A 21,181-nucleotide genomic window follows, 5' to 3' on the forward strand; every position below is an offset into this window, starting at 1 on the left:
AGCGACAGCAACAACACACGACTGAGTGACCAACGTCATGTTGTTGCCGCTGCCGCTGCTGCTCCGCTCTCGCGCAAAAAAATATTTACAGACCTAAGCACAAAGTCGATTCCGGACGCATTTATCCGAGGTATAATTGATACAATTACTTCTCATTGAGTATAATTGCTGTGAAAATATCACTATCTTTATAGATAAGTCAGCGCATCATCAAAAGTAACGATTCCAAGCAGTTCATAATTCTCTGTTACAACAGGGACTGCTAAAAGACCATATTTACGTATGATTTGGGTTACCTCGGACTGATTTGTATGGGCAGACACTGAAATGATCCCAGAGTTCATAATTTCACCCATTCGACACTCTGGTGGGGAAATTATTAGCTCTCGTAATGATACGACTCCAAGCAATTGTTTATTGGTATCTGTTACATATAAGTAATAAAAAGTTTCTGCATCTCCTTCACTATGCTTTAGGCGTTCAAACACATCAATTACTAAGTCATCTTTTGCAACTATTACTACGTCTGTTGTCATCAAGGCTCCGACTGACCCTTTTTTATATTGAAGTAATTGCTTAATATCATCGGCTTCATCTTTTTCCATACGTTCCAAATAAAAATCGGCTTCTTTATATGATAGTAGTCCCAAGAAATCTGTGGCGTCATCTGGAGGTAATTCATTTAACATCTCCACTGCAAATCGACGGTCAAGCTCTATAATACATTTTTTCTGCATAGATGGTTCTAGCTCGCTAAAAATTTCTCCAAATTCACAAGGAGTTAAAAAAGAATAAATCGTGAAACGTCTTTCCTCACTAAGTTCTATAAAAAATGTTGCTTGATCCATAGGGTGTAAATCTAGAAAATCCTTTCGAAAAGAATCTTTTTTTCCAGACTTTAAAGATTGCAACATGTAGTATGTGTACTCTTCTTTATATTTATATTGATGTAGTCTAATCATTATTGACGCTCCTTTCTATTACAAATTCTCAATTTCGACACTCAGGACGTGATCAATCTTTTTAACATAATAATAAATCTCCGTCGTATATTGATCTTCTGGTACCGAAAGAACTAAGTCAATTAATTGGTGATCGTTATCAATATCTTTAAGCTTGAAGTGCCGAATTTTATATTCATATTTTTTTGAAGATCCATTTTGCCCTCTATGCTTAATCATTTTAATTAATTCTGTCATACGATAATTCGATTCCACGATAATCTTTAATGAAATATCCTGGCGGTTAAGTGTTGATAGACCTAATGTTTTAATGAAAAAGGGCACAATGTTGACTGCCACTATCAAAAGGATAACAGCACATGTTGCCTCTATATAAAACCCCGCCCCGATAGAAATTCCAAGGGCAGAAGCTGACCAGATTAGCGCAGCGGAAGTAAGACCAGAAATCACCTCGTTACTTCTTCGTAAAATAACACCAGCACCAATGAAACCAACTCCACTTACAATCTGCGCAGCAAGTCTCATCGGATCCATATTCGGATGATTGGCACCTCCAAATTTTCCGAATGCTTCTATGGAGACAATTGTTAATAAACAGCTGGCAATACAGATGACCATACTAGGTCTCATGCCAAGTTGTTTTTGTTTAATCTGTCTATCAATCCCAATCAATAATCCGAATAGTAAAGCTAGGCTTAACTTGATTATCATTTCTACTGTCATTATCATCGTCAATCACCTCTTCAGTTCTTTTTATAGAATGCCACTAAAATAAAAATAATATAAAAAAGCTCCCGTAAAAAAGGGAGCTTCTTGCTTAGAATGTATCTTGTTCGACGTACACATCAAATAAACCTATCTTGGTAAACGCCAATTTGCGAAAAAATTCATAATTGGATTTTTGAAGAAAGGGACATATGCGGACTGAACGCAAAAACGCTGCCTTTTGCCATATTCGAATTATTTAAAAATATGAAATGCCATATCGAATAACTATCCATCACATGTTCCCCCTTTTATAGTCAAATAAAATAAAAACCCCTCTAACGATTTAGAGGGGATGAAAAGCGCACGAAAAAATAAAAAAGTACGTTCGATTCCCCTTAATCGAGTTTTAGCACTATGCACCGTAAAGAAATGACATCATTTCTTAGCCACCTTATGAAAAGCCTTAATTCGGCAATTCCTGTTCTACCCATGGGTATCTTTCGATATTTCTGGGCAGTGGCCTATGTTTACATAGGAGCCTCACCTAACGAGGATTTATTGTTTTCAGGTGAATTGTACTCCGAATAATTTTGGTTGTCAACAACTGTTTCAAAAATTAAAATCTTAAAATGGTATCAGGGGAATAGTGTATTTTCGACGTATCATCATAAAGTGGGAGGATTTCCGTAACGTCTGGGGGGACGATGAGCAGCTTGGGGTGAAATGATATTGGCCACGAAGGCGTACCACAGGAAGGAATGCCTTTAGCCTCTTATCCAATCTCCGTTCCAATAAATTTTTTTACAACATATATGCCTAACCGTTGTTGATGTGGCTTATTTTTATGCTAACAAAGGACTTCAAATCCAATCTTAGGGAAGTGGTTTTTTGAATTAAAAATTAATAAATTTGTATCGATAGCTTCTGTAACTGTTGTTAAGTCTGTGTATGTTTTTTTGTGTTAAAACTGCTGAACAAAAAATCTATTCTTGATTAAAAAGAAAGTGCCTATGAAAGTACATAGAGATTGGAGAGAGGCAAGTGCTTTTTGTCGCTCTGTTTTCGTTGCGGAGCAAAGTCTACCGGAATATTTACTAAAGTTTCTTATCAATTTTTCACTTGAAATAAACAGCTTAAAAGAACAGAGAAATAGTTTAATAGAGAAAGATTTCTTCGTAAACAACCGCAAAAAATTTTGTTGAAGACTACTCTGTTTATTTCTCATTTCATGCGGAAATTCGTAATAAAAAAACCTAAAAAATATTTTTTCACTCTTGACAAATTAAAAAATACGGCTTACGATTGCGGTGAAATTAAATAAAACCTCGTTAGGTGAGGCTCCTATACAAACATAGGCCACTGCCCAGAAATATCGAAAGATGCCCATGGGTAGAACAGGAATTGCCGGATTAAGGCTTTTCATAAGGTGGCTAAGAGATAAATTCGTCTCTTTACGGTGTATAGTGCTAAAACTCGACTAGGGGGAATCGAAAGTGCTTTTTTGTGCTGCTTATTTTTGTGCACTTTTTATACCCTCTAGGACTCCTAGAGGGTTTTTAAATTTCCAAAAAGATCCTTATTGCATAATACCATATCGATTAAATCCTTTTAGCAGGGGTAAAAGAGTTCATTTTTAGAAAGGAGGGGGTCAAAATGGAGAGTCCGAGTCCGACCGATGGAGATAGTAGGAGTAAAAAACTTAAATCTGTTTTAATTCAGCTGATTAGGAGGACGATTCAATGCTTAAAATCTATAAAAGAAGCAAAGAAGGGCTACTGGAAGAACAGCCTAAGATCGTTCAAGGTAGCTGTGTATATCTTATTGAACCATCAGAAGAGGATATACAGTATGTTGCTAATCGCCTTGGAGTACCAACTGACTTTATCAGTGACTCCCTTGATATTGATGAACGATCAAGAATTGAAAAAAGTGGAAATAATTCATTGCTGATTGTCAATGTACCCTTAAAAATGCCAAATGATGAAACTATACCATATAGGACAATTCCAATCGGTATTATTCAAACAAGTGAAGTAATTGTAATAGTTTGTCGCGTTAGTCATCCAATTTTACAGGAATTTAGCAAAATTCTCGATAAGAATAATCATATAAACGTATCTTTTATTTTACAGTTATTGCTTGTTGCGGCTCGTTATTGTTTACGATGCCTTGATGATCTTAATCAAAAAGTTATTGTATCTGAAAAAATAATACAAAAATCAATTAAGAACAGTGAAGTGTATACTTTACTCAATATTAATAAGAGCCTTGTTTATTTCATAAAGGCACTAAAAGTCAATCTTGTGATGATGGGGAAATTGTCAAGAGTACTTGAAATGAATAAAGAAGATGAAAAACAGCTACAAGTCACTCTTAATGAGATGCAACAAGCTCTTGATACATCAAAAATTTACAATGAAAATTTGAGCAGCATGATGGACGCATATTCTGCGGTGATTGAAATTAACCTTAGTATTGTAGTGAAAGTTTTAACTGCATTTACGATTATCTTGACGTTTCCGACGATGGTCGCAACGATATATGGGATGAATTTCCCGTTGCCAAGGCAGGATGAAGAATACGCATTATTAGTACTTATGTCCCTCTCTATAGTCATTAGTGTGTTAACAGGTTGGGTGTTTTACAAAAAACGACTATTTTAGTAGAGAAAGCGAGGAGAAAAGATGCTTACAATATATCAAAGTAATTCAATAGGTCAATTACAGCAGGTATCTAATATTGTTCACAACACGTTGCTTTATCTTGTGGATCCGACAGATGCTGAAATATCTCAAATTTCAAACAAACTTAATATTTCGGAAAATTTTATTCGTGATTCTTTAGATATCAATGAACGGCCTCGGATTGAAAAGGATGATTCGTCAATGGGCATCATTCTCAATTCCCCCGTGGCGATGAATGAGGAGCGTTTGTACGAAGAGATTCCTTATCGAACAATACCAATCGGCATCATCCATGTAAAAGATCATTTGGTGATTGTCACAAAACAAGACAATCCATTATGTAGAGACATATTTTCAGGAAAGTATGGAACTTTTCAAACGCATATGAAGACTCGAATAACATTGCTACTATTTGAAGCGATTGCTCAATCGTATCTTGATATTCTCAAGCGCATAAAAGCGCAGGTTGGACGATTACAGCAAGAATTAAAAGAATCGCATAATAACCGAGAGTTGTTCGGTCTGATTCATATTAATAAAAGTTTAGTATATTTTTCGACATCTTTACGAGCTATGCGCAATGTTTTTTTACACCTTTCCAAAGGACAAGATATAAAACTATATAGTGAAGATGAGGAGATGCTGCATAATGCATTAGTAGATCTTGAACAAGCAGCGGAAGTAACGGAAATGCGTAGTCTTAGTTTAAGCAATCTAATGGATGCGTACGCGGCAATTACTCACAATAACTTAAATAGCGTTTTGAAAATATTGACTACTCTTACGCTTGTGCTAATGATTCCGACAATAATTGGAAGTGTGTTCTCGATGAACGTTCCATTGCCCTATGAAGATCAGCCAATTATGTTTTTAGTAGTTATTGGACTAATGCTAGGGGTCAGTGGAGGTCTTGTCTACGTATTTTACAAAACAAAATTTTTACGTTTCTAATATTTTCATACAATACCGTAGATAGAAAGGATGTTGCAAAATGCTTTTAATACACAAAAGTAATTCCGAAGGTAAATTTGAGCAAACATCAAATATTGGATATAACAGTTGGCTTCATCTTGAAGCACCAACATCCAGTGAAATTGAACGTGTAGTGGCAGCTCTTGCCGTTCCAAGAGATTTTTTAACTGATTCACTTGATATCGAAGAACGCCCGCGAATTGAAGAGCGCAACGGAGCGGTCTTGATGGTTATTCATGTCCCGTACGATCAGTTAGATGTCGAGAGTTCTTCTCAAGATGTGAAATATCGAACTATTCCTCTGGGGATTATTCACACAAAAAATCATATGATTACGATATGTAATGGAGAGCTGCCTTTCATGAAAGATTTGTTTAATGGCGGGATGACTCTTTTTGAGACACATTTGAAAACGCGCAACACTTTAAATATATTAAGCATAACAGCTCGGGCATATATTCATTTTTTAGCTACAATTGAACGGGAAATCACATTAGCAGAAAAAGAACTTGCCAAATCATATCGTAATAGTGAGCTATACACACTACTTTACTTGAATGAAAGTCTTATATACATGGTAACATCACTTAAACAGATGAAATTTACAATGCAAAAAATATTACAGGGTAGTAATATCAAATTAGATGATGATGATGCAAGTATTTTAGACGATGTGCTTATTGAAATCGATCAAGCATATGAAGTGACGGAAATTAATCAAACGAATTTAAATAATATTATGGATGCATATGGTAACGTAATTCAAAACAACGTAAGTCAAGTACTTAAATTACTTGCTTCATTTACAATCATAATATCGGTGCCGATGTTAATTGCCAGCATTTATGGGATGAATGTGCCTCTACCTTATCAAAATGCATCTAATGCATTTTGGGTAGTAATCGTCGTAATGGTCTTGTTAACAGGAATGTCTACCTTCGTTTTTTACAAAAAAAATTATTTCTCGCGATAGCATAAAAAGTGAGCTTAGTTAGGATTAGCAATTATAGTGCGAATTTGACAGAAGGAAATATTTTTTTTATAATTCTCGTTAGAAAATTGTAAAAAACGATGATGGAAAAAGTACGTATTTGTGCGTGTAAAAGAAAGGGATTTCTTGGCTGAAAAAATCCTCACAATAGCAAGTACCGAAAGCTACTCCAGAGTGCAGTTAATCCCTGCCGTTCACTTACGTTACAAGTGCTAAAGAGGTAAGTATACTTTTACTTACAACTAGGGTGGTACCGCGAGACAAATCACAAGTCCTCGTCCCTTTTTTGGGGATGGGGGCTTTTTTATGTTTATCTGCGTGAAAGCTTACGCCAAGGCAAAATTGATTTGCGGATTCATTTCGTGATTTTTACAAAACATATAGGGAGGAACTTTTCAAATGAAAGCAGTAGAAATTCGTCGCATGTATTTAGAATTCTTTAAAGAAAAAAGTCATCATCATGAACCATCAGCACCACTAGTGCCAATCAATGACCCATCATTACTTTGGATTAACTCAGGTGTTGCAACACTTAAACCATATTTCGATGGTCGTATTATTCCAGAAAATCCACGTATTACAAATGCCCAAAAATCAATTCGTACAAATGATATTGAAAACGTAGGTAAAACGGCTCGACATCATACATTTTTTGAAATGCTAGGAAACTTCTCAATTGGGGATTACTTCAAAAAAGAAGCTATTCATTTCGCTTGGGAATTCTTAACGGATAAAAAATGGATGGGCTTTGATCCAGAGCTTTTATCTATTACGATCCATCCTGAAGATCAAGAGGCGTATGACGTTTGGCATAACGAAATTGGTATTCCTGAAGAGCGTTTAATCCGACTTGAGGGGAACTTCTGGGATATCGGTGAAGGCCCATCTGGTCCTAACTCAGAAATTTTCTATGACCGTGGGGAAGAATACGGTTCAGATGAAAATGATCCAGAAATGTATCCAGGTGGTGAAAATGAACGCTATCTTGAAATTTGGAACTTGGTGTTCTCTCAATTCAACCATAATCCTGATGGCACATATACGCCGCTTCCAAAACAAAATATTGATACTGGTATGGGTCTTGAGCGTATTGTATCAGTTGTTCAAAATGTTCCAACGAACTTTGATACTGATTTATTCATGCCTATTATTGAAAAAATCGAGCAATTAGCAAATCGCAAATACAAACGTCCAGGTGAAGTAGCGTTAAGTGAAATCTTCGGTTCAGAAGAAGATATCAATACACCATTTAAAGTTATCGCGGACCATATTCGTACAGTAGCGTTTGCCATTGGTGATGGTGCTCTTCCTTCAAATGAAGGTCGTGGTTATGTATTACGTCGTTTACTACGTCGTGCAGTGCGCTATGCAAAACAAATCGGCATTGAAAAGCCATTTATGTTTGAATTAGTACCAACTGTTGGTGAAATCATGAATGATTTCTACCCAGAAGTAACGGAAAAATGCGAGTTTATCCAACGTGTTATTAAAAATGAAGAAATTCGCTTCCATGAAACATTAGACGGTGGTCTTGCTATCTTTAACGAAGTAGTAGAAGCTCAAAAAGCAGCTGGCCATGACTATATTCCAGGTGCAGATGCATTCCGTTTATATGATACTTATGGTTTCCCAATCGAATTAACTGAAGAGTATGCGGAAGAAGTAAGCATGAAGGTAGATCATGAAGGCTTTGAAGCAGCAATGGAAGAACAACGTGAACGCGCACGTGCAGCTCGTCAAGATGTGGATTCTATGCAAGTACAAAATGAAGTACTAACAAACTTGACGGTTGCGAGTGAATTTGTTGGTTATGATACATTAACGACAAATACAGAAATTGCAGCGATCATTGTCAACGGACAAGTGTCAAAGGTAGCATCTGAAGGGCAAGAAGCATTAGTTATTTTAGCTAAAACACCATTCTATGCTGAAATGGGTGGTCAAATTGCGGATAGCGGTGTTATTTCAAATGATAGCTTCACTGCTATTGTAAAAGATGTACAAAAAGCTCCAAATGGTCAACCGCTTCATACTGTACTTGTACAATCTGGCGAAATGCAAGTTGAAGATGCAGTGAAAGCAGTAGTTAACCGTGAAGAACGTAATTTAATTATTAAAAACCATACAGCAACACATATTATGCAACGTGCGCTAAAAGATGTACTGGGCGACCATGTTAGCCAAGCGGGATCATATGTAGGACCTGATCGCTTACGCTTTGATTTCTCTCACTTCGGACAAGTGACAAAAGAGGAATTACAACAAATTGAACGTATTGTAAATGAAAAAGTGTGGGATGATATAGAGGTCGTTATTGAAGAAAAAGGAATCGATGAAGCGAAAGCTATGGGAGCAATGGCGTTATTCGGTGAAAAATATGGCGATATCGTTCGCGTTGTTTCAATTGGTGACTACTCTATTGAGCTTTGCGGTGGTATTCACGTAAAACGTTCTTCTGAAATTGGCTTCTTCAAAATTGTTTCAGAAGGTGGTATAGGTGCAGGTACTCGTCGTATCGAGGCTGTGACAGGTAAAGTTGCTTATGAAGCGGTAAAAGAGGAAGAAGCTCTATTAAACGAAGCTGCAGCATTATTAAAAGCAAATTCAAAAGATCTTGTGACAAAAGTACATGCGTTACAAGCCGACTACAAAGATTTGCAACGTGAAAATGAGGCATTATCACAAAAAATCGCGAATGCACAAGCAGGCGCAATTGTGGACGCAGCGCAAACTTTTGGGGATGTAACTGTTTTATCTACGAAAGTTGAGGCGAAGGACAATAATCAACTGCGTCAAATGATGGATGACTTGAAAGCAAAAATGCCTAAAGCTGTTATCGTTCTTGGTGCAGTCGATGGCGAAAAAGTTATGCTATGTGCTGGTGTAACAAAAGATTTAGTTGGTGGTAATTACCACGCAGGAAATATCGTAAAAATGGTAGCAGAAGCATGTGGTGGTAAAGGTGGCGGTCGTCCAGATATGGCGATGGCAGGTGCGAAAGAAGCGTCAAAACTTGATGAAGCACTACTTTCTGTGTATGATTATGTTAAATCCATTTAATTAATACGCCAAAACATGTTATAATAAAGAGAAATTGGAGATGAGCTTTTGCACATCTCCTTATTTCTGAAAGCGAGGTGCTGGTCATGAGTTCATTTGATCAAACTATGAAATTTAATTTTCCAGAAGAATCAATGGAACAGGAAGTCAAGCAGGTAATGTTGAAAGTACATTCTTCATTAGAGGAAAAGGGATATAACCCTATCAATCAGATTGTCGGTTATTTACTTTCTGGTGATCCGGCGTATATTCCTCGCCATCAGGATGCTCGTAATTTAATTCGCAAGCTTGAGCGTGACGAAATTCTAGAAGAGCTTGTTAAGTTTTATATTAAAAAGAACAACGAGGACTAGAAATGAGAATTATGGGATTAGACGTTGGGTCAAAAACCGTTGGCGTTGCTGTTAGTGATGCTTTAGGGTGGACGGCCCAAGGTATTGAAACCGTAAAAATTGATGAAGCTAACGGCGAGTTCGGCATTGACCGAATAGCCGAGCTAGTGAAGGAGTATGTTATAACAGAATTTGTTGTAGGATATCCGAAAAACATGAATAATACGGTGGGACCGCGTGGAGAAGCTTCTGAAAACTATAAAAAGCTTTTAGAAGAAACATTTTCACTACCGGTCAAGCTTTGGGATGAGCGTTTAACTACGATGGCTGCTGAGCGTATGCTAATCGAAGCAGACGTGAGTCGCAAAAAGCGTAAGCAAGTCATTGATAAAATGGCTGCTGTGATGATTTTACAAGGCTACTTGGATAGCAAAAATTAATTGATGAGGTGACAACTACATGGCACAAGAGCATAACCATGAAGAAGAATTACATGTACAACACATTACAGTGATTGACGAGAACGGAAATGAACAGCTTTGTGAAGTAATTCACGTACATGAATCAGCTGAATTTGGCAAATCATACGTATTTTACTCTATGGTAGGCGCAGAAGAAGATGAAGATGGCTCTGTAGAAATCTTCGTATCTTCATTCGTTCCATCTGAAAATGGTGAAGATGGTGAATTAACACCAATCGAAACTGAAGCAGAGTGGGATATGGTAGAAGACGTATTAAACGCTTTAGAGGATGAAGACGAAGAATAATCATCGTTCTTTATAAGTGTGGAACAAGGATGGCACAAGCACTCCTTGTTCCTTTTTTACTTTAGAAAGAATAAAGCTGTTTCATCACCGAAAGTTGTGGATGACATTTTTTTAACTTCTTTCAAATATTTTTTGTATCGAAAGCGTAGCGACAGGCACAGAAGTCTCCACCTATATAGATGGTGAAATGAATGTGTATTTAAGTTATTTTTCAGCTGGTGTCCAAACCCGCTGAGATAGAGGAACTCAGTCTAAGAACGCCACGTCCTGTGGCAACGACTGAGTGACCAACATCATGTTGGCCTAAAGACTCCGGACGCAATTATGCTGAGGCATAATTGATTATATACCCTGTATATTAGTTGATTGGAGTCGAGGCTGGGCGACTCCTTGGGGATCAGCGATAGAGGAACGAAGGCTAAAACCATCACGTCCAGTGATAACGCCTTCGTGACCAACATCGTGTTGGCCCAAGCGGCCCATCGGACGCCCCCAGGAAGCTTTGCTCTGTGCGAAAGCGAAGCGACAGCAACAATTGTTTTATCTGCGCGAAAGCAAAGCGTCAGCGGCAAATGTTTTCTGTAGCGAAAGCAAAGCGTCAGCTACAAAGCGCCCAGCCGGAACGGAAATCAACCATACTTTATGGTGTTGAGCCATATAGCTGTGAGGTTATGTGAGACTATGACGAATCCAATGAATTTAAGATGATATTTTTGTGTTACCCAAAAAATGACTCGTATCAAAGTTGGAAACATAATTAAGTCTAATTAAGGAGGAAATTTTATGAACGAAGAAACGCAAGAATTTCTTATAGTAGGGGAAAATGGCAAGGAGCAAAAGTGTCGTGTTGTCTTCACTTTCGATGCAGATGAAAAATCATATGTATTGTTTTCGTTAATCGACGAAGACGGTAATGAAATTCCTGGAGACATTTCTGCTATGACATTTGATTATGATGATAACAATGGAGAAATGACAAATCTACAGCCTGTAGAAACAGATGCAGAGTGGGAAATGATTAATGAGGTAGTCCTGACACTTCTAGACGAATTTGAAGAAGAGCCGCAACTATTTACAATAACAGATGAGGATGGGGCAGATCAGGTCTGTGAGGTTATTCATACATTTTCATCAGAACAATTTGGCAAATCCTATGTACTTTATGTTCTGGCAACGGACGAGCCAATAGAGGAGCGAGATATTTTTGCTTCACAATTCGTATCTGGAAATGACGGAACGATTGATGAATTATTACCGATTGAAACAGATGAAGAATGGGCATTTGTTGAAGATGTATTAAATGAATTATAATTAGAACTCCGAGTGGTTAAATGCTACTCGGATTTTTTTTATTTCGTAGCTTGTAGAGTATTAATAGAATATTTCTATCTCGTATGTAAAAATATTCTATTCTAAAATTAAATTTGCGTACTTTCGAGCTAATTTAGTTATTTTTCTAGACAAAACGGAATTTTCAACTTGTTGCTTTGTCTGAATTTTTAAATATTTACAGATAAAATGTAATATTGAGCGTTGACCAAACATAAGTAAACAGATAAGATTTATTTTAAATTAAAACCAAGTAAATTAATTCGAAAAGGAGGAAATTAAATGAGGACTATATGGGGACTACTAGTTGGTGTATTAATAATAGGTTTGCTGGTAGGTTGCGCAAACAAAGGGGAAGCGAGCAAAGAAGAAACAGTAACGTTAAAGGTGGGGGCAGCCAATGTGCCACACGCGGAAGTACTAGAGTATTTAGCAAAGGATCTTGAAAAAGATGGTGTGAAATTAGACATTACTATTTTAAAAGATGCTGTTCAAACAAATCAGCAAACAGCAGATGGTGAACTAGATTTTAACTATTTTCAACACATTCCCTTTTTAGAACAAACGAATAAAGAAAGCCATTTAGATTTAGTGAGTGTAAAAGGAATTCATATTGAACCATTTGGTGTGTACTCTAAAAAAATTAAAAATATTAATGATACACCGCAAAATGCAAAAGTTTCCGTCCCAAATGATGTCGTCAATTTTTCTCGAGCTTTACTACTATTTCAAAATAATGGACTAATTGAATTAGATAAAACAAAGGAAAATGATTATACAGTTGAGGATATTACAAAAAACGAAAAAAATATTCAATTTATCGGTGTCGATTCTCAGTTATTGACTCGTTCATTAGATGATGTAGATGCAGCGGCTATTAATACGAACTACGCCTTAGAAGGGGGCTACAACCCTTTGAAGGATGCTCTTATTATAGAAGGTCCAGAATCGCCATATGTCAATATTATTGCGACGACAAAAGAAAAACAAAATGATCCAGCGATTCAAAAAGTCGTTAAATGGCTGACAAGCGAAAAGGCGCGTACCTTTTTTGAAGATCAGTTTAGGGGGGCTGTCGTTCCAGCATTTTAACTTCTTTTAAAAGTCGAGAGTAGTCAAAATGAAATGCTAAGGAGGTAGACGTGAAATGATTGAATTTATCGAAATGACAAAGGAATTTCAGGTAGGAACAACCGTTGTAACGGCATTAAATAACATTAATTTAACGATTCAAAAGGGTGATATTTTTGGTGTTATCGGCTTTAGCGGTGCTGGTAAAAGTACATTAATACGGACAGTGAATTTATTGGAGGAACCAACATCTGGTCGCGTTCTTGTGAATGGCAAAGAGCTGACAACATTAAACAAAAAGCAGCTTCGCGAGGAAAAGAAAAATATTGGTATGATTTTTCAACACTTCAATCTTCTTCGTTCAAAGACTGTCTTTGAAAATATTGCGATGCCTTTAGTATTAAGTGGCGTAAAAAAATCAAACATTGAAGGTCAAATAAGGGAGGTTTTGTCGTTTGTCGGTTTACAGGACAAAGCTGAGCGCTATATCGATGAGCTGTCAGGTGGACAAAAGCAGAGAGTAGGCATTGCTCGTGCACTTGTCACAAAGCCAACAATTTTATTATGTGATGAGGCGACGTCTGCTCTTGACCCGCAAACGACTAAATCTATATTAGAGCTACTAAAGCGAGTAAATATCGAGTATGGCATTACCATTTTAATGATTACGCATGAAATGGAAGTCATAAGGGATATTTGCAATCGTGTAGCTGTTATGGAAAACGGACGAGTTATTGAAACAGGCAATGTACTTGAAATTTTTTCTGCACCGCAAGAGGAGACGACTAAAAGCTTTGTACAATCGGTAGTTCGAGATGACATTCCACAATCTGTCTACGAGCAATTAAAAACGATAGATCAATCTAAAAAGATTTATAACCTGAAATTTATAGGTGTAGACGTTGGGCAACCAGTTGTCTCTCAAGTAGCGAAAAAATTTGATGTCGATGTCAATGTACTGTTTGGCAATATTACAGAGCTACAAGGGATTCCCTTTGGTAATTTAATCGTTGAACTAGTTGGTACAAACAAAGAAATAGACAAGGCACATCAATTTATTCAAACGAAAGATATTCAAATAGAGGAGGTTATTGCACATGAAGGTGAGCTCACAAATCATTATCGACGCAGTGCTAGATACGCTGTACATGGTTAGTATTTCGTTATTTTTTGGAGCTATTTTGGGCTTTATTTTAGGGATAACTTTAGTTGTGACGAGAAAAGGGCATATTCTTGAAAATAAAATAATCTTTTCAATCATTAATCCAATCGTCAACACCCTGCGCTCCATTCCGTTCATTATTTTGCTAGTTGCTATCATTCCATTTACACGTTTACTCGTTGGAACAGCAATAGGAACAACAGCTGCTATTGTACCGCTTGTCTTGCATATAGGGCCATATATATCAAGATTAATAGAAAATTCATTATTGGAAGTGGATGAAGGCATTATTGAAGCAGCGAAGGCGATGGGTGCCTCTCCACTTCAAATTATTCAAAAGTTTTTGCTACCAGAAGCCTTCCCCTCTTTAATATTAAGTGTCACGACTGCAACAATTGGGCTTATTGGAGCGACTGCAATGGCAGGGGCAGTTGGAGGCGGTGGCCTTGGTGATGTAGCCATTACTTACGGCTATCAACGCTTTGACAATGTAACGATTTTAGTAACAGTGGTGATTTTAGTAGTACTAGTACAAATCATTCAAAGTATTGGAAATAGTCTTGAGCGAAAATTACGCAGAGTGTCATAAAGGAGAATTTTGATATGAGGAAACTAAATTATCTATTAAGTTTAATTGCATTACTGTTCCTACTAGTTGCTTGTGCAAAAGCAGATGAAAAAGATACTGTGAAGGTTGGTATCCGTAGCTCGGAATTGAAAACATGGGAGTATATAAAAGAACAGGCTGCAAAGGAAGATATTAACCTCGATTTAGTGACATTCTCAGCACAATACGACCCGAACCAAGCATTGGCGGAGAGAGAGGTTGATATCAATGCGTTTCAGCATGTCGCTTACTTAAATTTATTTAATACAAATAACAGAACAGATTTACAGGCGATTGGCACAACAATTATGGCTCCGATAGGCTTATATTCAAACAAATATAAATCTTTGGATGATATGAAAGAGGGAGCGAAAATTGCTGTACCAAATGATCCTTCTAACTGGGGTAGAGCTTTATTGCTGCTACAAGAATATGGCTTATTGACGGTTACGGATAATTTTGATGGTAATGGTGGAGAGGACCGAATTAAAGATAATCCGAAAAAATTAAACATTTTACCAGTAGATGGTGCGACGACACCGAGGGTTATGGAAGATGCCGATTTTGCGGTCATTAATAATGGGGTTGCCGTCGAAGCAGGCTTACTATTGAAAGATGCCATTATTCATGAGAATGAAACGGCGAAGCCATTTATTAATGTTATCGTGGCAAGGCCTGAAGATAAGGACAATAAGACATTTTTAAAAATTGTTGACATCTATCAGCGTGAAGAAACTGCCAATTTCATTAAAGATATTTCTAATGGCAATTATATTCCTATAAAAATGCCATTAGATGAATTAGCTACATGGAAAGACTTTTATCTTCATTGATCAACACTGTATTGGCCTATTGCCTCTGTTTATTTGTGCGACAGCGAAATTGATTCATATTAAGGGAGATGACGAGAAAATGACTAAGAAAAAGGAGTTAAAGCTTGCGTTATATTTAATTGGGGCAGGAATGCATGTGGCAGCTTGGAAACATCCGTCTGCAAAAGTTAATGCAAGCATCGATATTAATGCATTACAAAAGGCGGCGCAAATTGCTGAAAAGGGCAAGTTTGATATTGCTTTTGTTGCGGATAGTTTAGCGATCAATCATGAATCACATCCACATATTTTAAATCGCTTTGATCCTCTTATACAGATTACAGCTTTAGCAGCTGCGACAACCAAAATCGGACTTGGGGCAACTGCATCAACCACATATAGTGAGCCATATGTGTTAGCAAGGCAGCTAATGTCCGTAGATCATATTAGTAATGGTAGAGTCGGTTGGAATCTAGTGACAACAGCAGATGCCACAGGGCATACGGCTTTAAACTTTAGCCGTGACAAGCATTGGGAGCACGATCATCGCTATGAACGCGCGGAGGAATTCATCGATGTAGTGCAGTCATTATGGGATTCATGGGAGGACGATGCTTTTGTCTACGACCGTGATCATAATATTTTTTATGATCGCAATAAAGTACATGAGACCGCTTTTAAAGGTAAATATTTATCAGTGAAAGGTCCGTTGAATATTGCACGTTCCGTTCAGGGTCAGCCTGTTATTGTGCAGGCTGGTGCTTCAAAACCAGGGCAAACATTAGCAGCGCGAACAGCGGAGGTCGTTTTTGTTCATTGGGACGATATAGGGAAGTCCAAGGAGCATTATCGCCACTTAAAGGCACAGCTTGCTCTCTTTGGGCGCACCGATGAGGAGTTACTTGTGTTACAAGGGATATCGCCAATTGTGGGGGATACGGAGGAAGAGGCCATTCGTAAGTATAATGAATTACAAGCGTTGATTGACCCATATGAGAGCTTAAAATTTGTTTCGGGTTATATGGGAAATGTTGATTTCTCAAAATACTCGTTAGATACACCTGCAATCGAAGTGGATTTTCCTGAGGTCAATAGTATTCAAAGTCATTTCTACGAGCATTTGGAGATTATCAAAAAAGAAAATTTAAAAGTCGGTGAATTATATGCGCGCCTTTTTGGCCCTGCAAAGCGTGATGCCTTTGTTGGGACAGCAACGCAAATTGCCGATGAGATGGAACGTTGGATTACAGAAGAAGCGGCAGATGGCTTTATGTTACAGTTTCCTTTATTGCCACGCGATTTAGAGGATTTTGTGAACAAGGTTGTGCCAATTTTACAAGAGCGTGATATTTATCGTAAAGAATATACAGGATCCACACTTAGGGAACATTTAGGACTGAAAAAACCACAAAATAGATTTACTAAAAGCAAGGTGACTCATTGATGAGTGATGTTTTTATTCGAAACGAACGTGAGCAACAGCTAGTTCAGTATGCTTTTGAATTGGCACAACAAATTGACAAGACAGCTGGTAAATATGATAAGAGTGGAGAATTTCCGTTTGAGCATTTTAAAATATTGGAGGATGCTGGCTATTTTAAATTAACGGTGCCGAAAAAATACGGCGGTGAGGAAATTTCCCTTTATGAAATGTTATTAGTACAGGAACAATTAGCTAAAGGAGATGCTTCTACTGCATTGTCTGTTGGGTGGCACTTATTAACTTTTTTAAATGTTCGGGAGGCGAAGACATGGCCTGATCCTATATTTGCGGAATTGTGCCATAAAGCAGTTAAAGAAGGTTCTCTCTTAAATATTATAAATAGCGAGCGAGGGAAGGGAAATATTTCTCGTGGAAGTTTACCTGGAACAATTGCTAAAAAAGTGCATGGAGGCTATATCATTACAGGTGAAAAGGCTTTTGCTTCCTTAGCCCCAATATTAAAACAATTTACGATTATCGCCTATATTGAAGAAGAAAATTTAACAGCGGAATTTTTAATAACCAAAAATGATCAGGTGGAGGTTATTAATACATGGGATGCGATGGGAATGCGGGCAACGGGTAGTCATGACATTATTTTTCATGAAACGTTTGTTCCAGAGGAGGCATTGCTATACAAACATCGTCCAAATGAAGTGAATCGTTTTTTAGCTGATGGTCGCGTCTACTCGTTAGAAATTCCAGCTGTTTACTTAGGAGTTGCGGGTGCAGCTCGGGATTATGTAATTGATTTTGCTAAAAATACCTATTCATACAGCTTAGAAAATACAATCGCACACGCTAGTCATGTCCAACAAAAAATGGGTGAAATAGAAGTGCTATATCGCACAGCACGGCGAACATTGTATAGTATTGCAGCGCAAGTAGAACAAAATCCAGCGATTAAGGATCAGCTTTCTGAAGATGTTAGTATTGCAAAGTATGTTATTTGTAACAATGCGATTGACATCGTAACAAAAGCAATGCAAGTTGTTGGGGGACGAAGTCTATCTAAAGCTAATAAATTACAGCGACTTTTTCGAGATGTTCAATGTAGTCGTTTTAATCCTCCAGCTGATGATGTAGTTATTGCACAGCTTGCAAAGGGTTTGTTAATCGATGTCAAACAAGAAGCTTTTCAATTATAGGGATCACTTGGATCACTTTAATTTCATACAGCAATTATTTTCTGTAGCGAAAGCGAAGCAAATCAAAGCAAAGCAAAGCAACAACAACACACGACTGAGTGACCGACATCGTGTCTGCCCTCGTGCAGGCAAAAGCACAAAGCCGATTCTGAACGCACTTATGCCGAGGCAAAATTGATTTTGATATAGTAAGTTTTCCAACCGTTGACGTGAGGAGAATATTATTGAATCTGCTAACGATATAGTTGGCAGATTTTTGCTTTTCTACTGAAGGGCTTTCCGTTCCTAATTTGCCAACCTATCCATCTAGATTTCTATATTGTTTTAGTTTGTTGACTGTAAATCAACTTTGATTTATTATATTTATCTTTTTGTCGCAATCTATTTTTAAGTGATCTATTTTTACTGATTTTCTATTTCTGTTTGTCGTGAAAGTTGATTTCTAGTATGATAATGGAGTGATAGGGGGGAAACCCGTGAATAACGGTTCGAAAAAACAAGAAATGTTTGCAAAAATGCAAGAAAGAAAATCCGAGGTAAAAATTGTGAGAAAAATCGTTGCTATTGTAGCAATTGCTTTTGTTCTAATATCAGGGATTGTCGGTATACTTGGTTATAGTTATGTGAAGAGTGCTTTAAAACCAGTGGATCCAGATGCAACTAAAACAATAGCAGTTGAAGTACCAATAGGCTCAACTTTAAGCTCTATTTCAACTCTATTAGAGAAGAAAGGGGTTATTAAAGATGCTCGTGTTTTTAAATATTATGCTAAATTTAAAAATGAATCCCAGTTCCAAGCAGGGAACTATGATTTAACACAAGCAATGACATTGGATGAGCTAATCGAAAGTTTAAAAACAGGGAAGGTTTATCGTACGCCAGTCTTTACAATGACAATTCCTGAAGGTTTAACACTTGAACAAATTGGTGATATTGTGGAAAAGAAAACGCCTTACACTCAAAAAGAATTTATGGACTTAGTAACAAGCGATGCGTTTGTACAACAAATGAAGGCTAAATACCCTGAGCTTGTGACAGATGCGGTTTTAGCTGATAATATTCGATATGATTTAGAGGGCTATTTATTCCCTGCAACTTATTCTTATTTCGAAGAAAAACCATCATTAGAATCGATTGTAGACGAAATGGTAGGAGCAATGAACAAGGTTGTGAAAAATTACAACGATGCTCTAACTGAAAAGAAAATGTCAGTACATCAATTATTAACATTTGCTTCATTATTGGAAAGAGAAGCCACTGCCCAAACAGATCGAGAAACGATTGCGAGCGTATTCTATAACCGTATCGATCGAGGGATGCCATTACAAACAGATCCAACTGTTTTATATGCGCTTGGTTCCCATAAAGATCGTGTCCTATATAAAGATTTAGAAGTAGATAATGCCTATAATACTTACAAAAATAAAGGCTTACCACCAGGTCCTATTGCGGGTGCAGGGAAAACTTCGATTGAAGCAGTGCTTAATCCAAGTAAAACGGACTATCTATACTTCTTAGCGGATAAAAAAGGTGTCAACCACTTCTCGAAAACGTATGATGAACATTTACTGAAAGTAGATAAATATATAAAAAAAGCAGAGTAAGTACTTTAAATAGAAAAAATAAATAGCAATAATGTGGATAGAAGGAAAGAAAAATAGCTTTCCTTCTATTTTCGTGCTATTATAAATTGTGATTTTTAATCAATCCGCATGGAAAAAATTCAATCAGTCCGTTAATGCGGAATAATATACGTGGTGGCAATTGTTTGGAGCTTATAAAAACAATTGCTCATTTTTGTATGACGAAGTACCAAGACATCACGTTTGGTCTTTTTCTTTTTGTTGCTAAATGATGAAGTACAGACAACGAGTATTGCTCGTTGCCTTTTAACTTCTTTCAGCAAATGTCTTATGTAGCGAAAGTGAAGCGTCAGCTACAAATGTCTTATGTAGCGAAAGTGAAGCGTCAGCTACAAATGTCTTATGTAGCGAAAGTGAAGTGTCAGCTACAAATGTCATATGTAGCGAAAGTGAAGTGTCAGCTACAAATGTCATATGAGCGAAAGCGAAGCGACAGGTACAAGTGTCTCCCACCTCTATTGGCGGGGAGATGAATGCGATTTTAAGTCACTTTTCAGCTGTGTACAAATATCCGCTGAAAGAAGTTAAAGCCTCCGGCGGATGTCACGGAAATCGGAAAGGAATTCTTAGAGGATGTTAGCCTAAAATCATCGCATCCATGCGATAACGGCTAACTGACCTGCATCGGTAAAAGCGCCACGTCCTGTGGCATTATCGAAATGACCAACATCGTGTTGGCCCTCGGTAAAAGCGCCACGTCCTGTGGCATTACCGAAATGACCGACATCGTGTCGGCCCTCGTGCAGGCCTAAGCACAAAGCCGATTCCAGACACAATTATGCCGAGGCATAATTGATATGAGGGTGAACTAAAAAAATGGAATTATCAGATGCATATATACAATCATTTATTCAACCACGTAATGAATTGCTTTTAGAAATGGAAGCATTTGCGGAGGAGAATCATGTACCGATTATGCAACTTTCAGGCATTGATGCACTAAATCAACTGCTACGTATTCAAAATCCGTCGAAAATTTTAGAGATTGGTACAGCAATTGGTTATTCTGCAATAAGAATGGCAGAGGCTTTACCAAATGTGCAAATCGTTACAATCGAACGTGATGCAGAGCGTGTTACAAGAGCAAGGGCTTATATTGAACGTTCTACAGTATCAGATCGTATTACAGTCATTGAGGGTGACGCCTTAGAAGTGAATGATGAAGCAATTCAAACGACCTTCGATGCAGTTTTTATCGATGCTGCAAAGGGACAATATCAACGCTTTTTTGAAAAGTATGCGCCTCTTGTAAAATCTGGCGGAGTTCTGTATATCGATAATATGTATATGCATGGCTTATCAGATTTGGATTTAAAAGATGTTCCGCGTCGTAAGCGTACAATGATTCGCAATTTAAAAAACTTCACCGAATGGATTATGCAGCACCCTGATTATACAAGTGCATTTTTACCAGTTGGTGATGGTTTATTATTATGTTTGAAGAGGTGA

19 protein-coding genes, 2 riboswitches and 1 other annotated feature are annotated in these 21,181 nt (G+C 37.4%); of the genes, 16 read left to right on the forward strand and 3 right to left on the reverse strand.

Annotation, left to right across the window (positions count from 1 at the left end; genetic code table 11):
* Nucleotides 1-188: 188 nt before the first annotated feature.
* Entirely contained in the window at nucleotides 189-962 is a 774-nt protein-coding gene (locus ACIQ7T_RS11060; RefSeq protein ID WP_370075367.1) for a magnesium transporter, read from the reverse strand.
* An 18-nt stretch (nucleotides 963-980) separates the two neighbouring features.
* On the reverse strand, nucleotides 981-1,685 hold the full coding sequence (locus ACIQ7T_RS11065; RefSeq protein WP_402870433.1) for an MgtC/SapB family protein: 705 nt from the start codon (nucleotides 1,683-1,685) through the stop codon (nucleotides 981-983).
* A 369-nt stretch (nucleotides 1,686-2,054) separates the two neighbouring features.
* Nucleotides 2,055-2,229: riboswitch (M-box (ykoK) riboswitch) on the reverse strand.
* 758 nt (nucleotides 2,230-2,987) lie between these two features.
* A riboswitch (M-box (ykoK) riboswitch) is annotated at nucleotides 2,988-3,162 on the forward strand.
* 247 nt (nucleotides 3,163-3,409) lie between these two features.
* Here ACIQ7T_RS11065 and ACIQ7T_RS11070 point away from each other — a divergent pair.
* From ACIQ7T_RS11070 to ACIQ7T_RS11100, 7 genes are all read left to right on the forward strand, one after another.
* The gene (locus ACIQ7T_RS11070; RefSeq protein ID WP_402870302.1) at nucleotides 3,410-4,333 is read left to right on the forward strand and encodes a magnesium transporter CorA family protein; all 924 of its coding nucleotides are present in this window, start codon (nucleotides 3,410-3,412) and stop codon (nucleotides 4,331-4,333) included.
* Nucleotides 4,334-4,354: 21 nt separating this feature from the next.
* Nucleotides 4,355-5,305, forward strand: coding sequence for a magnesium transporter CorA family protein (locus tag ACIQ7T_RS11075; protein WP_370075364.1), 951 nt, complete (start codon nucleotides 4,355-4,357; stop codon nucleotides 5,303-5,305).
* A 40-nt stretch (nucleotides 5,306-5,345) separates the two neighbouring features.
* Nucleotides 5,346-6,299: a magnesium transporter CorA family protein gene (locus tag ACIQ7T_RS11080; protein ID WP_402870306.1), complete on the forward strand. Its 954-nt coding sequence runs from the start codon at nucleotides 5,346-5,348 to the stop codon at nucleotides 6,297-6,299.
* A gap of 89 nt (nucleotides 6,300-6,388) precedes the next feature.
* Nucleotides 6,389-6,603, forward strand: a binding site (T-box leader).
* Between the two features lie 113 nt (nucleotides 6,604-6,716).
* Nucleotides 6,717-9,377 (forward strand): alanine--tRNA ligase, encoded by a 2,661-nt coding sequence (alaS, locus tag ACIQ7T_RS11085; RefSeq protein ID WP_402870309.1) that lies wholly within the window; start codon nucleotides 6,717-6,719, stop codon nucleotides 9,375-9,377.
* Between the two features lie 86 nt (nucleotides 9,378-9,463).
* On the forward strand, nucleotides 9,464-9,730 hold the full coding sequence (locus tag ACIQ7T_RS11090; RefSeq protein ID WP_004226839.1) for an IreB family regulatory phosphoprotein: 267 nt from the start codon (nucleotides 9,464-9,466) through the stop codon (nucleotides 9,728-9,730).
* A gap of 2 nt (nucleotides 9,731-9,732) precedes the next feature.
* Nucleotides 9,733-10,149: a Holliday junction resolvase RuvX gene (gene ruvX, locus ACIQ7T_RS11095; RefSeq protein ID WP_370075361.1), complete on the forward strand. Its 417-nt coding sequence runs from the start codon at nucleotides 9,733-9,735 to the stop codon at nucleotides 10,147-10,149.
* Between the two features lie 19 nt (nucleotides 10,150-10,168).
* Nucleotides 10,169-10,477, forward strand: a complete 309-nt coding sequence (locus ACIQ7T_RS11100; protein WP_370075360.1) for a DUF1292 domain-containing protein — start codon at nucleotides 10,169-10,171, stop codon at nucleotides 10,475-10,477.
* 342 nt (nucleotides 10,478-10,819) lie between these two features.
* Here the strand turns inward: ACIQ7T_RS11100 and ACIQ7T_RS11105 are convergent, their stop codons facing one another.
* Complete coding sequence (locus tag ACIQ7T_RS11105; protein WP_402870314.1) at nucleotides 10,820-10,960, reverse strand: hypothetical protein; 141 nt, start codon at nucleotides 10,958-10,960, stop codon at nucleotides 10,820-10,822.
* A gap of 300 nt (nucleotides 10,961-11,260) precedes the next feature.
* Here ACIQ7T_RS11105 and ACIQ7T_RS11110 point away from each other — a divergent pair, with 300 nt between their 5' ends.
* The 9 genes from ACIQ7T_RS11110 to ACIQ7T_RS11150 all read left to right on the forward strand — a co-directional run bounded on the left by ACIQ7T_RS11110 (nucleotide 11,261) and on the right by ACIQ7T_RS11150 (nucleotide 21,181).
* Nucleotides 11,261-11,788 (forward strand): DUF1292 domain-containing protein, encoded by a 528-nt coding sequence (locus tag ACIQ7T_RS11110; RefSeq protein ID WP_402870316.1) that lies wholly within the window; start codon nucleotides 11,261-11,263, stop codon nucleotides 11,786-11,788.
* A gap of 300 nt (nucleotides 11,789-12,088) precedes the next feature.
* Nucleotides 12,089-12,898, forward strand: a complete 810-nt coding sequence (locus ACIQ7T_RS11115; protein ID WP_402870319.1) for a MetQ/NlpA family ABC transporter substrate-binding protein — start codon at nucleotides 12,089-12,091, stop codon at nucleotides 12,896-12,898.
* A 55-nt stretch (nucleotides 12,899-12,953) separates the two neighbouring features.
* Entirely contained in the window at nucleotides 12,954-14,033 is a 1,080-nt protein-coding gene (locus tag ACIQ7T_RS11120; protein WP_402870322.1) for a methionine ABC transporter ATP-binding protein, read from the forward strand.
* Nucleotides 13,975-14,628 (forward strand): methionine ABC transporter permease, encoded by a 654-nt coding sequence (locus ACIQ7T_RS11125; RefSeq protein ID WP_049667732.1) that lies wholly within the window; start codon nucleotides 13,975-13,977, stop codon nucleotides 14,626-14,628. The genes ACIQ7T_RS11120 and ACIQ7T_RS11125 overlap by 59 nt, the downstream gene beginning before the upstream one ends.
* 14 nt (nucleotides 14,629-14,642) lie before the next feature.
* Complete coding sequence (locus ACIQ7T_RS11130) at nucleotides 14,643-15,479, forward strand: MetQ/NlpA family ABC transporter substrate-binding protein (protein ID WP_370075355.1); 837 nt, start codon at nucleotides 14,643-14,645, stop codon at nucleotides 15,477-15,479.
* Between the two features lie 79 nt (nucleotides 15,480-15,558).
* On the forward strand, nucleotides 15,559-16,902 hold the full coding sequence (locus ACIQ7T_RS11135) for an LLM class flavin-dependent oxidoreductase (RefSeq protein ID WP_402870324.1): 1,344 nt from the start codon (nucleotides 15,559-15,561) through the stop codon (nucleotides 16,900-16,902).
* On the forward strand, nucleotides 16,902-18,089 hold the full coding sequence (locus ACIQ7T_RS11140; RefSeq protein ID WP_402870327.1) for an acyl-CoA dehydrogenase family protein: 1,188 nt from the start codon (nucleotides 16,902-16,904) through the stop codon (nucleotides 18,087-18,089). Before ACIQ7T_RS11135 ends, ACIQ7T_RS11140 begins: the two co-directional genes overlap by 1 nt.
* Nucleotides 18,090-18,565: 476 nt before the next feature.
* A complete protein-coding gene (mltG, locus tag ACIQ7T_RS11145; RefSeq protein WP_402870329.1) occupies nucleotides 18,566-19,693 on the forward strand; it encodes an endolytic transglycosylase MltG in 1,128 nt (375 codons plus the stop codon).
* Nucleotides 19,694-20,548: 855 nt separating this feature from the next.
* On the forward strand, nucleotides 20,549-21,181 hold the full coding sequence (locus tag ACIQ7T_RS11150) for an O-methyltransferase (protein ID WP_370075351.1): 633 nt from the start codon (nucleotides 20,549-20,551) through the stop codon (nucleotides 21,179-21,181).

This window comes from Lysinibacillus sp. NPDC096212 (assembly GCF_044763105.1).
Taxonomy (GTDB): domain Bacteria; phylum Bacillota; class Bacilli; order Bacillales_A; family Planococcaceae; genus Lysinibacillus.

Excerpts from the sequence above, each read along its gene's own strand:
- ACIQ7T_RS11140 (WP_402870327.1), top strand. The coding sequence starts at position 16,902 with ATGAGTGATGTTTTTATTCGAAACGAACGTGAGCAACAGCTAGTTCAG.
- ACIQ7T_RS11060 (WP_370075367.1), bottom strand. The coding sequence starts at position 962 with ATGATTAGACTACATCAATATAAATATAAAGAAGAGTACACATACTAC.
- ACIQ7T_RS11135 (WP_402870324.1), top strand. The coding sequence starts at position 15,559 with ATGACTAAGAAAAAGGAGTTAAAGCTTGCGTTATATTTAATTGGGGCA.
- ACIQ7T_RS11130 (WP_370075355.1), top strand. The coding sequence starts at position 14,643 with ATGAGGAAACTAAATTATCTATTAAGTTTAATTGCATTACTGTTCCTA.
- ACIQ7T_RS11090 (WP_004226839.1), top strand. The coding sequence starts at position 9,464 with ATGAGTTCATTTGATCAAACTATGAAATTTAATTTTCCAGAAGAATCA.
- alaS (WP_402870309.1), top strand. The coding sequence starts at position 6,717 with ATGAAAGCAGTAGAAATTCGTCGCATGTATTTAGAATTCTTTAAAGAA.
- ACIQ7T_RS11100 (WP_370075360.1), top strand. The coding sequence starts at position 10,169 with ATGGCACAAGAGCATAACCATGAAGAAGAATTACATGTACAACACATT.
- ACIQ7T_RS11150 (WP_370075351.1), top strand. The coding sequence starts at position 20,549 with ATGGAATTATCAGATGCATATATACAATCATTTATTCAACCACGTAAT.
- ACIQ7T_RS11120 (WP_402870322.1), top strand. The coding sequence starts at position 12,954 with ATGATTGAATTTATCGAAATGACAAAGGAATTTCAGGTAGGAACAACC.
- ACIQ7T_RS11125 (WP_049667732.1), top strand. The coding sequence starts at position 13,975 with ATGAAGGTGAGCTCACAAATCATTATCGACGCAGTGCTAGATACGCTG.
- ACIQ7T_RS11075 (WP_370075364.1), top strand. The coding sequence starts at position 4,355 with ATGCTTACAATATATCAAAGTAATTCAATAGGTCAATTACAGCAGGTA.
- ACIQ7T_RS11115 (WP_402870319.1), top strand. The coding sequence starts at position 12,089 with ATGAGGACTATATGGGGACTACTAGTTGGTGTATTAATAATAGGTTTG.
- ruvX (WP_370075361.1), top strand. The coding sequence starts at position 9,733 with ATGAGAATTATGGGATTAGACGTTGGGTCAAAAACCGTTGGCGTTGCT.
- ACIQ7T_RS11080 (WP_402870306.1), top strand. The coding sequence starts at position 5,346 with ATGCTTTTAATACACAAAAGTAATTCCGAAGGTAAATTTGAGCAAACA.
- ACIQ7T_RS11105 (WP_402870314.1), bottom strand. The coding sequence starts at position 10,960 with ATGGGCCGCTTGGGCCAACACGATGTTGGTCACGAAGGCGTTATCACT.
- ACIQ7T_RS11065 (WP_402870433.1), bottom strand. The coding sequence starts at position 1,685 with ATGACAGTAGAAATGATAATCAAGTTAAGCCTAGCTTTACTATTCGGA.
- ACIQ7T_RS11070 (WP_402870302.1), top strand. The coding sequence starts at position 3,410 with ATGCTTAAAATCTATAAAAGAAGCAAAGAAGGGCTACTGGAAGAACAG.
- ACIQ7T_RS11110 (WP_402870316.1), top strand. The coding sequence starts at position 11,261 with ATGAACGAAGAAACGCAAGAATTTCTTATAGTAGGGGAAAATGGCAAG.